The 14,277-nt window shown below is 72.2% G+C and carries 12 protein-coding genes; 4 read left to right on the plus strand and 8 right to left on the minus strand.

The features are described 5' to 3' along the window. Nucleotides 1–54 precede the first annotated feature (54 nt). Entirely contained in the window at nucleotides 55–468 is a 414-nt protein-coding gene (locus ACPFP2_RS24480) for a hypothetical protein (RefSeq protein WP_424091790.1), read from the plus strand. 173 nt (nucleotides 469–641) lie between these two features. Next, nucleotides 642–3,458, plus strand: a complete 2,817-nt coding sequence (locus ACPFP2_RS24485; RefSeq protein WP_424091792.1) for a BTAD domain-containing putative transcriptional regulator — start codon at nucleotides 642–644, stop codon at nucleotides 3,456–3,458. An 8-nt stretch (nucleotides 3,459–3,466) separates the two neighbouring features. Here ACPFP2_RS24485 and ACPFP2_RS24490 read toward each other — a convergent pair whose 3' ends face one another. Then, nucleotides 3,467–3,829 carry a PH domain-containing protein gene (locus ACPFP2_RS24490; protein ID WP_088960401.1) on the minus strand — a complete coding sequence of 121 codons (363 nt, stop codon included), beginning with the start codon at nucleotides 3,827–3,829 and terminating at the stop codon, nucleotides 3,467–3,469. Nucleotides 3,830–3,932: 103 nt separating this feature from the next. Here ACPFP2_RS24490 and ACPFP2_RS24495 point away from each other — a divergent pair, with 103 nt between their 5' ends. Continuing rightward, nucleotides 3,933–5,006, plus strand: a complete 1,074-nt coding sequence (locus tag ACPFP2_RS24495; protein ID WP_424091794.1) for a DUF4190 domain-containing protein — start codon at nucleotides 3,933–3,935, stop codon at nucleotides 5,004–5,006. A 64-nt stretch (nucleotides 5,007–5,070) separates the two neighbouring features. On the opposite strand, the gene ACPFP2_RS24500 is transcribed toward ACPFP2_RS24495, so the two are convergent. Continuing rightward, nucleotides 5,071–5,400, minus strand: a complete 330-nt coding sequence (locus ACPFP2_RS24500) for a hypothetical protein (RefSeq protein ID WP_424091796.1) — start codon at nucleotides 5,398–5,400, stop codon at nucleotides 5,071–5,073. 305 nt (nucleotides 5,401–5,705) lie between these two features. Beyond that, nucleotides 5,706–6,014: a 4a-hydroxytetrahydrobiopterin dehydratase gene (locus tag ACPFP2_RS24505; RefSeq protein WP_091290064.1), complete on the minus strand. Its 309-nt coding sequence runs from the start codon at nucleotides 6,012–6,014 to the stop codon at nucleotides 5,706–5,708. Nucleotides 6,015–6,251: 237 nt separating this feature from the next. Here ACPFP2_RS24505 and ACPFP2_RS24510 point away from each other — a divergent pair, with 237 nt between their 5' ends. Next, on the plus strand, nucleotides 6,252–6,644 hold the full coding sequence (locus ACPFP2_RS24510; protein WP_424091866.1) for a (deoxy)nucleoside triphosphate pyrophosphohydrolase: 393 nt from the start codon (nucleotides 6,252–6,254) through the stop codon (nucleotides 6,642–6,644). Nucleotides 6,645–6,856: 212 nt separating this feature from the next. Here ACPFP2_RS24510 and ACPFP2_RS24515 read toward each other — a convergent pair whose 3' ends face one another. The 5 genes from ACPFP2_RS24515 to ACPFP2_RS24535 all read right to left on the minus strand — a co-directional run bounded on the left by ACPFP2_RS24515 (nucleotide 6,857) and on the right by ACPFP2_RS24535 (nucleotide 14,261). Further along, a complete protein-coding gene (locus ACPFP2_RS24515; RefSeq protein ID WP_424091798.1) occupies nucleotides 6,857–7,924 on the minus strand; it encodes a succinate dehydrogenase/fumarate reductase iron-sulfur subunit in 1,068 nt (355 codons plus the stop codon). Further along, on the minus strand, nucleotides 7,924–9,855 hold the full coding sequence (locus tag ACPFP2_RS24520; RefSeq protein WP_424091800.1) for a fumarate reductase/succinate dehydrogenase flavoprotein subunit: 1,932 nt from the start codon (nucleotides 9,853–9,855) through the stop codon (nucleotides 7,924–7,926). Before ACPFP2_RS24520 ends, ACPFP2_RS24515 begins: the two co-directional genes overlap by 1 nt. Nucleotides 9,856–9,869: 14 nt before the next feature. Then, on the minus strand, nucleotides 9,870–10,676 hold the full coding sequence (locus ACPFP2_RS24525; protein WP_424091801.1) for a hypothetical protein: 807 nt from the start codon (nucleotides 10,674–10,676) through the stop codon (nucleotides 9,870–9,872). Between the two features lie 625 nt (nucleotides 10,677–11,301). Next, nucleotides 11,302–12,828, minus strand: coding sequence for a TldD/PmbA family protein (locus ACPFP2_RS24530; protein WP_424091803.1), 1,527 nt, complete (start codon nucleotides 12,826–12,828; stop codon nucleotides 11,302–11,304). Further along, the gene (locus ACPFP2_RS24535) at nucleotides 12,825–14,261 is read right to left on the minus strand and encodes a TldD/PmbA family protein (protein WP_424091805.1); all 1,437 of its coding nucleotides are present in this window, start codon (nucleotides 14,259–14,261) and stop codon (nucleotides 12,825–12,827) included. Before ACPFP2_RS24535 ends, ACPFP2_RS24530 begins: the two co-directional genes overlap by 4 nt. Between the last annotated feature and the right edge of the window lie 16 nt (nucleotides 14,262–14,277).

The raw sequence follows: 14,277 nt of genomic DNA on the forward strand, positions 1-14,277 counted from the left end.
ATGTCGGGATCAGCGCCCCCGGATACGTTCCTGCCGACCCCGAAAGGAGTGCTCATGGCACTGAAGAAGATGCTCACCACGGTCGGTATGTCGGCCGCCGCCGTCCTCACCACGTTCGCCGTGGCCAGCCCGGCGCTCGCGTACGACAACAGCTGGAAGACCGACGACAGGGACCCCGGCGGCGTCGTCTACTGGACCGGCTACGGCGACGTCGTGAAGATCTGCGACATCGAGGCCGACGGCTGGGCGACCTCCGCCCAGGTCTTCTCCGTCCGGCCCGACGGTCTGCGGACCTTCGAGTACCAGTTCTACGTGGGCGGCAACGGGAGCTGCGCCGACCGGAAGGCCTCCGAGGGCGCCACCTTCAACCTCCCCGAGGACAGGAAGGTCTTCATCAACCTCTGCCTGATGAAGGACGACTGGGCCCGACTCGACTACTGCGACAGCGGCACGGTCGCCCAGGGCTGACGACACGCCCCTCGGCTGGCGTCAGGGGAGGGAGGTGCCCGTTCGCGGGTGCCTCCCTCCGCGCGTACCCACGGCTTTCGATTCCGCGAGTAGGCTCGTGCGCTTGCGGCATTCGGAAACGGGGTGGCGAGCAGGTGGACGGACCGGACTTCCGCATTCTGGGACCTGTCGGTGTGTGGCATCACGAATGCCAACTGAGCCCGACGAACGCGCAACAGCGGACATTGTTGGCGATGTTTCTGCTCACTCCCGGAACGGTGGTCAGTTTCGACCATCTGGTGACCGCGCTCTGGGGAGAGAGCCCACCCGCGTCGGCGCGGAACGCGGTGCAGGGCCATGTGTCGCGGCTGCGCAGGCTGCTCACCGGTCTTCCCGAGGTCGGCCTGGTCACCGCGGGACAGGGCTATCGGCTGGACGTCGACCCCCAACTGGTCGACCTGCACCGGTTCCGCGGGCTGGCCGAGCGGGCACGCGACAGCCACCCCACCGAGGCCGGGAAGCTGCTGGGTGCCGCGCTGGCGCTCTGGCGCGGACCGGTGTTCGTCGACGTCTCCGGCGACTGGCTGCCCGCCACCGTCGCGCCGGCGCTGGAGGAGGAACGACTCCGCGCGATCGAGCACCAGGCCGAGGTCGAACTCAGCCTCGGCGGGCACGTCGACGTCGTCACGCGACTGTCCACCCTCGCCGCGCAGTATCCGCTGCGGGAGAGCCTGCTCGGCCTGTTGATGACGGCGCTGTACCTCGCCGGCCGCCGCTGCGACGCCCTCACGTTGTTCCGGGACACCCGGCGACGGTTCGTCGACGAACTGGGCATCGAGCCGGGGCAGAACCTGCAACGCCTCCACCGGCGGCTGCTGGACCAGGAGCCGCCGTCGCCCGCACCGCCCGACCGGCACCCCGCCGCCGACGGCTGCCCGCGACAACTGCCCGCCGACGTCGCGCACTTCACCGGCCGGGAGCGGCAGCTGGCCATGCTCGACGCGCTGGTGCCGCAGGACACCGGGGAGCCCACCCCCGCGCTGATCGTCGTGACCGGTGGTGCCGGGGTGGGCAAGACCGCCCTCACCGTGCACTGGGCCCGTCGCGTCGCCCACCTCTTCCCCGACGGGCAGCTCTTCCTCGACCTGCGCGGCTTCGACCCGACGGGGTCGGTGATGTCGCCGGCCGAGGCGTTGTCCCGCCTGCTGTCCGCCCTGCGGGTGCCGGCCCAACGGCTGCCCGCCGACGTGGAGGGGCAGGCCGACCTGCTCCGGACGATCGTCGCCGACAGGCGGATCCTGCTGGTGCTCGACAACGCGCGCGACGCCGACCAGGTTCGCCCGCTGCTGCCCGGTACCACCTGCTGTCTCGTACTGGTCAACAGTCGTCATGAGATGCCCGGTCTGGTCGCGGCGCACGGCGCCCACCCGCTCACCCTGGACCGCCCGTCGTCACGGGAGGCGTGGGACTTCCTGGCCGCGCGCATCGGTGACCGACGGCTCGCCGACGACCCGGCGGCCGGCGAGGAGATCATCGCGCGGTGCGGGCGGCTGCCCCTCGCGCTGGCGGTCGTGGCGGCCCGCGCCGTCACCCACCCCGATTTTCCGCTCGCGGCGCTCGCGGCCGAACTACGCGAGAGCCGCGGTGGCCTGGACGCCTTCGCGAACGGCGACGCCAGCACCGATGTCCGGACCGTCTTCTCGTGGTCGTACGGCGCGCTCGGCGAGGAGGCGGCCCACCTGTTCCGGCTGCTCGGCCTGCACCCGGGCCCCGAGATCAGCGCGTCCGCCGCAGCGAGCCTCGCCGACCTCCCGGTGGCCCGGACGCGCCCGCTGCTGGCCGAGCTGACCCGGATCCGCCTGCTCAACGAGCACATCCCCGGGCGGTACGCCTTCCACGACCTGCTGCGGGCCTACGCCGCCGAACTGGCCCACACCGTCGACCCGGCGGAGGTCCGGCGCGCCGCGCTGCGCCGGCTGCTCGACCACTGCCTGCACACCGCCCGGCGGGGGGACCTGCTGCTGGAACCCAACCGTGACCCGGTTCCGCTGACGGCCCCCGCGCCCGGGGCCGATCTGCTGGAGTTCGACGGTCCGGCGCAGGCCGCGGCGTGGTTCGCCGAGGAACGCGGGGTCCTGCTCGCCGCCGTCGAGCACGCCGCCGCCGAGGGCTTCCCCGACCACGCCTGGCAACTCGCCTGGGTGATCAAACCGGTCCTGAGCCGCCAAGGGCACTGGCACGACCAGTTGGTCGTGCTGCGGGTGGCGGTGGCGGCGGCAGGCGACTGCGGGGACCGGGCGGCGCAGGCCGAGCTGCGCCGCTACCTCGCCAGCACCTACGACCGGCTGGGTCGCTACCCGGACGCGCACCGGCAGTACCAGCAGGTCCTCGACCTGCACCTCGAGTCGGGGAACCTCACCGGGCAGGCGCACGTGCAGTTGGACGTGGCCCGTCTGCTCGACCGGCAGCGCCGGCACCACGACGCGCTCCGGCACGCGCAGCTCGCCCTCGACCTCTACCGCCAGGTCGGCCACCGGATCGGGCAGGCCCGCAGCCTGAGCGGGCTCGGCTGGGAGCATGCCCAACTCGGCGACCACGACCAGGCGCTGGCCCGCTGCCAGGAGGCGTTGGCGCTGCTCCAGGCGATCGGTGACCGGCACGGTGAGGCGGAGAGCTGGGACAGCGTCGGATACGTCCACCACCAGCGGGGTGACTACCCACGGGCCATCGAGTGCTACCGGCGCTGCCTCGACATGCTGCGGGACTTCGGGGACCGGTACGTGCGGGCGGCGACCCTGACCCGGCTCGGCGAGAGCCTGCTCGCCTCCGGGGACCCCGGCGGGGCCGGCGAGGCGTGGCGGTCGGCCCTGGAGATCCTCGACGACCTGGATCACCCCGGCGCCGACCGGCTCAGCGACCGGCTCGGCCGGCTGCTGGCCGAGCCGGTCCTGGCCCACCGGGGCACCGCGTCGTGGCGGACGCCGACGGCAGGGGCGACCGTTGGCCCGTAGCGCGGCGGTCAGGAGATGTAGTGGAGGATCACGTTGTGCACGTGGTGGCTCTTCTGCGCGCCCCGGAACTCCACCTCGTACGTGTGCGTGCCGACGTGGACGGCGATCGCGCCGGTGGAGAAGAAGGACCCGCCCCACGACTTGTTGCTGACCACACTCACGCTGGTGATCTTCGAGTACGGAATGCTGGTGATCGCGTACCGCTTGCCGATGAAGGAGCGGTCCTGGATGATCACTCGGCGGTCGGTCAGTCCGATGAAGCCGGTGCCGGTGCCGACGGCGTCGTAGACGGCGATGATCTGCTCTCCGTCGAGCAGTCCACTCTGGATTTGTTGGAACTGCTCCTTGCGGTCGTACGTCGCATTGGCCATGGATCCCACGGTAGGAAGCGCGCGCCAGACACGACGGTCCTCGGCGGAGCCGCCGTCGGCTAATCTGCACGCCGCACCGGGGACACGGGGGAAGGAACGGGACATGACCGCGGACGACAGCAGGCCGAGGCGACCCGTGCTCCCGGGCGTGCCGGAGGTGGCCGACGACGGGTGGGAGCCGTGGGCCGGCTCCGGGGCGCAGCGGGGCCGGACGAACCGGCTCGCGATCGCCGCCTTCGTCCTCGGCCTGCTCGGCGGGGTGCTCGGGGCGGTCCTCGCGGTGGTGGCGCTGCGCCGGATCCGCCGGACCGGGGAGCGGGGCCGGGGGTTCGCCGTCGCCGGCCTGGTGCTCTTCGGCGTGTGGGCGCTGGTGCTGCTCCTGGTCCTCACGGTGCCCCCGTCCCGGCCCGAGCCGGAGTCGGGCGTCCGGGGGCTGCGGGTCGGGGACTGCTTCCGCGTCGAGGGCACCCCCTCGGGTACGCGCACCGCGCCGGACGAGGTCACCGAGGTGCCGTGCACCGAGCCGCACGACGCGGAGCTGGTCGACCGTCTGCCCGGCTACGAGCGGTACGCCGACGAGGCGTACCCGGGCACGGCCGCGCTCTCGACCCGGGCGGAGAGCGCCTGCCGGCGGCAGCAGCGCAGCTACGTGCTCGACCCGCTCTCGCTCCCGGCCGAGGTGCGGCTGCGCTGGTACGTCCCGTCGCGGGTCGAGTGGGGGGCGGACCCGCAGATCACCTGCTATCTCGCGGCCGGCGGGAGCCCGCTGACCCGGCCGCTGCGGCAGGACGCCACCGTGCTGCGCCCCGAGCAGCTCGCGTACCTGATGGCGGTGCGCGACTTCGACGAGGCCCGCGGCGTCCTCGCCGCCCAGGGCCCGACCGCCTCGCCGGCCGAGCTGCGCACGATGGTGGGGCGCGCGGCCTCCGCGCACGCCGGCATGTGGCTGGCGCTCAGCGGCGGCACCTGGCCGGCGCAGGCCCAGGAGCCGATCGGCAAGCTGGTTGCCCAGGCGCAGGGGGCGGCGGTGGCCTGGCGGGACGCGGAGAAGGCCCCCGACCGCGACCAGATGCTCCGCCTGGTGGCGCAGGCCGAGCAGCGCCGCGACCCGCAGACCGAGCTGGCCGTACGCCGTGCCCTGGGGCTCTCCACGACGCAGGGGGAACCGGCCCGCTGACACGACCGGGCCCCGCCGGCCGGGCGCGGGTGCGCCGGTGGGCGGGGCCGTGGGTCAGCGGGCGTCAGTGGTCGACGCGCGGGTCGTGGTCGCGGGTGCGGCTGCCGGACTTGGCCAGGCCCCGGCTGACCAGGTAACCGATGGTCAGCAGGGTGATGTACCACCAGGCCTTGTCGGCGGCGAAGTAGTCTCCGCCGTTGTTCGCGGCGCCGTCACCGACGGCGTTGGAGGCGATCAGCACACCGATCACGGAGAGCAGGTAGACGGCCAGCTCGGTGGTCTTCCACGACGGCTTGGTCTCCTCGCCGTGCCGGCGCGCGGGCCGCACGTCGTGGCCGACGTGGTCGCGGTGTTCGTTGGCCCGGGTGGCGGCGTTGGTCGTAGGCGCAGTCATGATCAGCTCCCAAAAGGTACGACTAAGAGTGTTATGTCGTTCAAATGGGCGGCTTCTTCACCCTTGCCGGATCTTGTACCCGGAGCCGTCCGGACGGAAACGCCGAACTCTCAGGAACGTCTCAGCAGAGGACACGCAGCGTCAGGGGGTGACCACTCGGGCGGGGTGGCCCGGACGTTCCGATGACGGCCGGCGTCCGGCGGGACCCCTAGGCTGAGGTGACGTCGACCGGTGACCGGTCGAGGCGGGGACGGGGGGCCGACGATGGACGCCTGCCAGGTGGGCGCGGCAGTGCCCGACCCCGCTCAGTGCTCGGTGACCGCCCGGTACGCGTCCTCGATGCGGGCGGCCAGCAGGACCTCGCCCTCGGTGAGCGGCTCGCCGTCGCCGTGCCCGACCCGGATCTGCGTCTCGCGGTCACGTCGGCTGATCTCGGGGCGCAACCGCAGTGCGTCCGCCACCACCTTCACCCGCTCGGTCAGTGCCGCGTGCTGGGTGTCGTCCATGACGAGGGTACGGCGGATCTGCTCACCCTCGCGGGTCCACCCGCGCAGGAGGGTCAGCGCGTCGCTGAGGTAGTCGTGCTTCGCCCGGCTGCTGAACAGCGCGCGCATCACCGCACCTCCCAGGCGTCGTTGCCGGCTTGTGGCCAAATCGTCGCCGTCCCGTGTCCTCGTGATGTTCCCCAGTCTGTCGGGAGACATCCGGTGTGTCCACGCCCACACTTCCGTGTTCTGCTGACCTACCGGTCGGGGACGGTACCCAAACCGACGATTGATCTGGCACGCTGGACGCCCGTGCGGACCGAACGGGTAGGCGGAAACGGACAGGCCGAGCGGCGCGAGCCGAAGGTGATCGTCGGCGCGGCGATCATCGCGGGTGGGCGGGTGCTGGCCTGTGCGCGGTCCGCCCCGCCCGAGGTGGCGGGGATGTACGAGTTCCCCGGCGGCAAGGTCGAGCCGGGCGAGAGCGAGGTCGCGGCCCTGGCCCGCGAGTGCGCCGAGGAACTGGCCGTACGCGTCGAGATCGGCCAGCGGGTCGGCCGCGACGTACGGATGGCCCACGGCCGCTCGGTGCTCAAGGTGTACACCGCCCGGCTGCTTCACGGGGACGAGCCCACAGCGCTGGAGCACTCCGCCATGCGCTGGCTCTCCGCCGCCGAGCTGGACACCGTCACCTGGCTCCCCGCCGACGCGCCCATCGTCGCCGCCCTCCGACCCCTCCTGCTCGCCACCCCCACCTGACCCCCACCCCCACCCCCGACCCCGGCCCCGGCCGTCGATCATGAAGTTATTGCCACGACACGCCGTCAGCGGTGGAAACAACTTCATGATCGACTTGGCGTCGGTGGGGCGGTCGGGATCGGTGGGGCGGTCGGAACACGGCAGGGGGGTGGAAAGGGGACGGGGGGCCGCGGCATCAGCCGCAGGCCCCCCGTCGAACGTCGTCGCGCTGCTCAGTGCTTCTCGTCCTGGCTCGGGTGAGCGAAGTTGAGGTGCTCCGGAGGCAGCGGGAAGGTGACGTCGTCACCGAACGGCGACGGCGCCGCCGCGCGGTCGAAGGTCAGCTCCGTCAGCGGCAGCTTGCCGCTGGCGTCCACCGCCGGGGCGGTCGGGTGCGGGACCTCACGGTGCCAGTTCACGCCCTTCTGGGCCTGCACCTCGGCGGCCGGGTCGTGCGACCCTCCCGCGTGCGAGTGGACTCCAGCCTGACGAGCGCCGCTGTGCACCACGGACTCCTTCCCCGCGCTGCTCGCGGTGCTCTGGGGCGTGTCACCCCGACGGAAGATCTTGCTACCAAGCCACACGAGGGGATCGTACCTGCGGTCGACGACCCGCTCCTTCATGGGGATGATCCCGTTGTCAGTGATCTTGATGTGCTCGGGGCAGACCTCCGTGCAGCACTTCGTGATGTTGCAGAAGCCCAGGCCCTGCTCCTGCTGTGCGTACTCCTTGCGGTCGGTCTTCGCGTCCAGCGGGTGCATGTCCAGCTCCGCGGCGCGGATGAAGAACCGCGGGCCGGAGAAGGCCGGCTTGTTCTCCTCGTGGTCGCGGATGACGTGGCACACGTTCTGGCACAGGAAGCACTCGATGCACTTGCGGAACTCCTGCGAGCGCTCCACGTCGACCTGCTGCATCCGGTAGTCGCCCGGAGCCACCCCCGGCGGCGGCGCGAACGCCGGCGTCTCCCGCGCCTTCTCGTAGTTGAAGGAGACGTCGGTGACCAGGTCCCGGATGATCGGGAACGTGCGCAGCGGGGTGACCGTGACCGTCTCGCCCTCCTCGAAGGTGGACATCCGGGTCATGCAGCTCAGCCGCGGCTTGCCGTTGATCTCCATCGAGCAGGAGCCGCACTTGCCCGCCTTGCAGTTCCAGCGGCAGGCCAGGTCGGGCGCGTCGGTGGCCTGGAGCCGGTGGATGACGTCGAGGACCACCTCGCCCTCGTTCACCTCGACCGTGTAGTCCTGAAGGTCACCGCCGGACTCGTCGCCCCGCCAGATGCGGAACTGTCGCTTGCTGCCCATTACTTGCCCGCCTCCTCAGCGTGAGCGTCCCCAGCGAGGGCGTCGAACTCGGCGAGCTCCTCGTCGGTCAGGTACTTGGCCAGTTCCGCGCGGTCGAACAGGGTGATCAGCTCCGGCCGGATCCTCGGCAGCGGCTTGTGCGTCAGGCGCACCGTGTCGCCGTCCAGCGCGCAGACCAGGTTCACCCGCCGCCACGCCGGGTCCATGGTGGGGAAGTCCTCCCGGGTGTGCCCGCCGCGGGACTCCTGCCGCTCCAGCGCCGCCTTCGCGGTGCACTCCGACACCACCAGCATGTTGCGCAGGTCCAGCGCCAGGTGCCAGCCGGGGTTGTAGCGCCGGCCGCCGCTCGCGCTGACCTTCGCCACCCGCTCGCGCAGCTCCGCCAGCCGGCTCAGCGCGTCCACCAGCTCGCCCTCCCGGCGGATGATGCCGACCAGATCCCCCATCACCGCCTGGAGGTCCTGCTGGAGGGTGTACGGATTCTCGCCGGTGTCCCGCTGCAACGGCGCCAGCGCCGTCTCCACCGCCGTCTCCACCGCGCCGACCGACACCTTCGGGCGGGCGGTCAACTGATCGGTGTACGACGCCGCGTGCCCACCGGCCCGCTTGCCGAAGACCAGCAGGTCGGACAGGGAGTTGCCGCCCAGCCGGTTGGAGCCGTGCATGCCGCCGGAGACCTCACCGGCGGCGAACAGCCCCTGCACGGTGCCGTACGCGGCCCCGGAATCCGGGTCCACCTCGACGCCGCCCATCACGTAGTGACACGTCGGGCCGACCTCCATCGGCTCCTTGGTGATGTCGACGTCGGCCAGCTCCTTGAACTGGTGGTACATCGACGGCAGGCGGCGGCGGATCTCCTCGGCCGGCAGCCGGGAGGCGATGTCCAGGTAGACGCCGCCGGCCGGCGTACCCCGACCGGCCTTGACCTCGCTGTTGATCGCGCGGGCGACCTCGTCGCGGGGGAGCAGCTCCGGCGGACGCCGGTTGTTGTCCGGGTCCTTGTACCAGCGGTCCGCCTCGGCCTCGTTGTCCGCGTACTGCTTGCGGAACACGTCGGGGACGTAGTCGAACATGAACCGCTTGCCGTCGGAGTTCTTCAGCACGCCGCCGTCGCCGCGCACCGACTCGGTGACCAGGATGCCCTTCACCGAGGGCGGCCAGACCATGCCGGTCGGGTGGAACTGGAGGAACTCCATGTTGATCAGGGTGGCCCCGGCGCGCAGCGCCAGCGCGTGCCCGTCCCCGGTGTACTCCCACGAGTTCGAGGTGACCTTGTACGACCGGCCGACCCCGCCGGTGGCCAGCACCACCGCCGGCGCCTCGAAGAGGACGAACTCGCCGGACTCCCGGTAGTAGCCGAACGCCCCGGCGACCCGGTCGCCGTCGAGCAGCAGCTCGGTGACGGTGGTCTCGGCGAAGACCTTGATCCGCGCGTCGTAGCTGCCGTGGTCCCGCTTGTCCTCCTGCTGGAGGGAGACGATCTTCTGCTGGAGGGTGCGGATCAGCTCCAGGCCGGTCCGGTCGCCGACGTGCGCCAGCCGTGGGTACTCGTGACCGCCGAAGTTGCGCTGGGAGATCTTCCCGTCCTTGGTGCGGTCGAAGAGCGCACCGTACGTCTCCAGCTCCCAGATCCGCTGCGGCGACTCCTTCGCGTGCAGCTCGGCCATCCGGAAGTTGTTGAGGAACTTGCCGCCGCGCATGGTGTCGCGGAAGTGCACCTGCCAGTTGTCCCGGCTGTTCACGTTCCCCATGGCGGCCGCCGCGCCGCCCTCGGCCATCACGGTGTGCGCCTTGCCGAAGAGCGACTTGGAGATGATCGCGGTCTTCTTGCCGGCCAGCCGGGCCTCGATCGCCGCGCGCAGGCCGGCTCCGCCGGCCCCGATCACGACGACGTCGTAGTGGTGTCGTTCGATGCGAGTGGTAGTGGTCATGTCCGGGGCGCCCTCTAGTTGATGAACCGCAGGTCGGAGATCCACTCGGCTGCGACCGCCATGACGTAGAAGTCGGTGAGGGCCAGGGTGCCGAGGGTGATCCAGGCGAGCTGCATGTGTCGAACGTTCAGCTTGGACACGAACGTCCACGCCTTGTACCGCACCGGGCTCTTGGAGAAGTGCTTGAGCCGGCCGCCGATGATGTGCCGGCAGGAGTGGCAGGAGATGGTGTACGCCCAGAGCATCACCACGTTGACCAGCAGGATGATGTTGCCCAGCCCGAATCCGAAACCCTTCGGGGAGTGGAACGCCAGGATCGCGTCCCACGTGTTGATCAGCGAGATGACGGCGGCGGCGTAGAAGAAGTAGCGGTGCAGGTTCTGCCCGAGCAACGGGAACCGGGTCTCCCCGCTGTACGCCTTGTGCCCGTCCGGCACCGCGCAGGCCGGCGGCGACAGCCAGAACGACCGGTAGTACGCCTTGCGGTAGTAGTAGCAGGTCAGCCGGAACAGCAGCAGGAACGGCAGGGTCAGCGCCGCGTCCGGGATGATCCACCAGCCGGGCAGGAAACGGCCGAAGTGCGAGGCATTCTCGACGCACCGGTCGGTCACGCAGGGGGAGTAGAACGGGGTCAGGTAGTGGTACGCGTCGACCCAGTACCACTTGTGCATGAAGACCCGGACCGTCGCGTACGCCACCCAGGCGGTGAGCCCGACGACGGTCAGCAGTGGGGCGAGCCACCAGCGGTCGGTCCGCAACGTCTTCGCCGCGATCGCGGCGCGTGCCCGCGCCCCCCGCGGCTTCGTTGCCGTTGATGTCATTCGAGTCGTCTCCCTGACGGGGCCCTCACGGGCGGCGGATCACATTCCGTACCGGTCAGCGGACCGGCCAGAGGCGCGTCCACTGCCACGTCTTGCGCACACCAACGACCGCACCGGTCGATCGGCGCAGCTAAGTGACACACGTTACGCCGATCTTCACGGCCCGGCCGCGCAACGCAGTGTCCCGTGTGTCCCGCAGCTTGGAAAGACCCGAACCATGATCAATGTTACGGCCGGCGTCCCTGGTCGGTGACCGGTGCGCAATGAGCGGTGACCGGCCCGGCGGCCCGATGGCCCGGCGGTCATGTCGGCCTGGCGGCCCGTGCCCACGAGGGCCGGGGTAAGGGCGAGCACGCTACCGACCTGATCGCACGGATGGATCAGGTGACGTCCTCCGTCGAGGCGATCCATCCATGTGATCAAGTCGGTAGCGTGCTGATGCCTACCCCTCGGCTCCCTGCAACCGGCGGATGCCTAACCTCCCGGCTCCCTCGAACCGGCGTGCGACTGCCTCGGACAAGCCCCCGCCTCGGGCGAGTCCGTGCCTCCGGCGGCGTCGCGCAGCGCGACGGCGACGACAAGGAGGCGGCGTTCCCCACCCCGCCGACCGCCGCTGACGGGACCGTCAGCCCGACGCGCCGCCGGTGAAGTTCCACTCCGCCAGCCGCAGCGGCGGCGCCTGCCACCACACGCCCTCCACCCGGTCCGGCTGGCGGACCGGCCGCCGGCCCAGCCCGCGCACCCGGCCCGGCCCCAACGACCGGGGGTACGACTCGGTGAAGCGGAAGTCGCGGACCGCCCGGACCGGCACACCGTCCTCGACCAGCCACACCCCGTTGCGGGTCAGGCCGGTGACCACCAGGCTCTTCGGGTCGAGCACCCGGGTGTACCAGAAGTCGCTGACCAGCAGCCCCCGCTCCACGCCGGCGACCAGGGCCGCCGTGTCCGCGTCGGTCACCGCCCCGGCCACACCGCCCGGGAGGCCGCCTCCGCCGCTGCCGGCCGGACCCGGGACACCGTCGCCCGGGCCCCGAGCGGCCGCGTCGTCGACCCGGCCCGGACCGTCGGACGCCGTGCCCTCGCCCCGGGACGCGGCGACCTCGCCCCCGCCCCCGGGTGCGACGACCTCGCCGGTCGCCCGCGCCTCGGCGAGGAGTCGGATGTTGTGCGGCAGCGGCCCGAAGGTGGACCCGCTGAGCATGCCGTGGCCGGTCGACCCGGTGCCCACCTCCGCGCCGCTGCGCCGGTCGTGCGCCACCGCGCGGGTCGTCCCGGCCTCGACCAGGGTGAGTGCCCGTCGGGCGGTGCCCTCCAGGTCGTACGGGAGGGTGGAGCCGTGCAGCGGGTCGTCGACCAGGGTCACCGTCGGATCGAACTGGGCGGCGCCCGGCTGGGCGAAGGACTGCCGCTCCGCGTACCGCTTGCCGTTGAAGCCGTACCAGGCGAGGTTCTGCAGCAGGTCGGCCACGGCGGCCGGCTCCAGCACCACCTCGTACCGGCCCGGCGGCAGCTCGACCGGATCCGCGGCGGCCCGTGCCTTGGCGGCGGCCCGCACGCCCAGCGCCGCGCCGTCGAGGTCGGCGATCCGGTCGACGCAGAGCCGGGCCACCCCGTCCGCGCCGCCGGCCCGGGCGATGCCGTCCATCGCCGCCTCGACCGCGCGCCCGAGCGCGGCGTGCCCGGTCGAGTTGGCGAACGCCCCCGACCGGTACGACGTGCGGCAGTAGCCGGCCGCCTCCAGACCGCCGACGGCGTCCACGAAGCCGCGTACCCGTTCGGCCCGCGCGTCCGGCTCGGCGTACGCGGTGGCCTCGTCGACGCGCCCGTCGGAGCGCACCGGAGCGGGTGGGGCCAGGCCGGGCCAGGCCGGGTCGGGCGGGCAGAGCCGGGCCGCGGTGAGGGTCCGTTCGACCAGCGCCCGCAGGCCCTCGGTGTCGACCAGGCTGCCGCTGCCGGCGGCCGTGCGCCCGTCGACGTGCACCCGCAGCCGCACCCCGACCCCGGACTCGGCGACGTTCTGGTGGATGAACGAGTTGGCGAACCGGGTCAGCGCCAGGTCGCGGCGGGTCACCACGACCTCGGCCTCGGCGGCCGGGCCGGCCAGGCGGCGGACCAGCTCGACGACCTGACCGGCGACGTCCAGCTCCGTCATGCGCGTACCCCCACCCGGACGTCGCGGAACCGGGCCGGCGCGGCCGGGTGGCCGGTGTGGCCGATCTGGCCGGGCTGGCCCTTGCCGCAGTTGGGCGTGCCCCACGCCACCGTCTCCGAGGAGAGCATGTCCATCGAGCGCCAGAAGAGCGGGCCGATGCCGGTGTACGTCGGGTTGCGCAGCATCCGCCCGCGCCGGCCCTTCTTCACCTCCCAGCCGATCTCGCAGCCGAACTGGAAGTTGAGTCGCTTGTCGTCGATCGACCAGGAGCGGTTGACGTCCATCAGCACCCCGTCGTCGGTGGCGGCGACGATCTCGTCGAGGGTGTGCGGCCCCGGCTCCAGGCCCACGTTGGTCATCCGCACCATCGGCAGCCGGGCCCAACCGTCGGCGCGTACGCTGCCGCCGTAGCCGAGACCGGCGACGGCGGCCGAGTCCCGGCCGGCGAGCACGCCCACCCAGCGCCCCTCGCGGACCGCGTCCCGCTTCACCGCCGGGGAGCCCTCGTCGTCGAAGCCGAAGCTGCCCAGCGCGCCGGGGATGGTCGGGTCGATGGTGACGTTCATCAGCTCGGAGCCGTAGCGCAACGAGCCGAGCCGGGCCAGGTCCAGCCAGGACGTGCCGGCGAAGGCGGCCTCCCAGCCGAGGATCCGGTCCAGCTCGATGGCGTGCCCGACGGACTCGTGGATCTGCAGGGCGAGCTGCTCGCCGCCGAGGATCAGGTCGGTCTCGCCCGCCGGGCACTCGGGCGCGGTGAGCAGCGCCCGCGACTCCTCGGCGATCCGGGCGGCGTGCGCGGCCAGGTCCAGCGACTCGACCAGCTCCCAGCCGGTGGTGCCGTACTGGCCGCGGTAACTGGGGTAGGAACGACGTTGCGTCTCCCCGTCGCCGATGGAGGTGGCCGAGATGCCGGCCCCGCACTCGCGGATCCGCTGGTCGATGCGGTGCCCCTCGCTGGAGACGAACCACTTGGCGGTGTCCCAGATCTGGTAGAGCCCCTCGGCGAGGTCGGCGCCGTGCTCGCGCATCGTCGCGGTGGCGGCGACCAGCAGGTCCCCCTTGTCGGAGAGGGCGACGCCGAGCGGGTCGGTCCGGCAGTCGGAGGCCCAGCTCGCCACGGCCGCCTCGGTCGGTACCAGGTCGACCGGCGGGCCGGGCACCCGTGCGCTCGCGGCGGCGATCGCCGCGGCGCGCCGGCCGGCGTCGCGGGCCGCGGCGTCCGACAGGTCGGGTACGGCGGCGAAGCCCCAACTCGACCCGACCAGCGCCCGGACGCCCAGCCCGATGCTCTCGTCCCGGGTCAGCTCCTCGATCGCGCCGTTGCGGGCCGACATCGACTCGTAGCGGCGCTGCATCACCCGGGCGTCCGCGTACCGGGCGCCCGCGTCGAGGGCGGCCTGGACGGCGGCGGTGGCCGCGTCGAACTCGGTCATGGCCCGACCCTAGGCG

The sequence above is a fragment of the Micromonospora citrea genome (genome assembly GCF_049629545.1).
Classification (GTDB): Bacteria; Actinomycetota; Actinomycetes; order Mycobacteriales; family Micromonosporaceae; genus Micromonospora; species Micromonospora citrea_A.

Bases quoted from the DNA above. Each gene is read 5' to 3' on its own strand.
- ACPFP2_RS24535 (WP_424091805.1), bottom strand. From the start codon at position 14,261: ATGACCGAGTTCGACGCGGCCACCGCCGCCGTCCAGGCCGCCCTCGAC.
- ACPFP2_RS24495 (WP_424091794.1), top strand. From the start codon at position 3,933: ATGACCGCGGACGACAGCAGGCCGAGGCGACCCGTGCTCCCGGGCGTG.
- ACPFP2_RS24525 (WP_424091801.1), bottom strand. From the start codon at position 10,676: ATGACATCAACGGCAACGAAGCCGCGGGGGGCGCGGGCACGCGCCGCG.
- ACPFP2_RS24505 (WP_091290064.1), bottom strand. From the start codon at position 6,014: ATGCGCGCGCTGTTCAGCAGCCGGGCGAAGCACGACTACCTCAGCGAC.
- ACPFP2_RS24500 (WP_424091796.1), bottom strand. From the start codon at position 5,400: ATGACTGCGCCTACGACCAACGCCGCCACCCGGGCCAACGAACACCGC.
- ACPFP2_RS24480 (WP_424091790.1), top strand. From the start codon at position 55: ATGGCACTGAAGAAGATGCTCACCACGGTCGGTATGTCGGCCGCCGCC.
- ACPFP2_RS24490 (WP_088960401.1), bottom strand. From the start codon at position 3,829: ATGGCCAATGCGACGTACGACCGCAAGGAGCAGTTCCAACAAATCCAG.
- ACPFP2_RS24515 (WP_424091798.1), bottom strand. From the start codon at position 7,924: ATGGGCAGCAAGCGACAGTTCCGCATCTGGCGGGGCGACGAGTCCGGC.
- ACPFP2_RS24530 (WP_424091803.1), bottom strand. From the start codon at position 12,828: ATGACGGAGCTGGACGTCGCCGGTCAGGTCGTCGAGCTGGTCCGCCGC.
- ACPFP2_RS24520 (WP_424091800.1), bottom strand. From the start codon at position 9,855: ATGACCACTACCACTCGCATCGAACGACACCACTACGACGTCGTCGTG.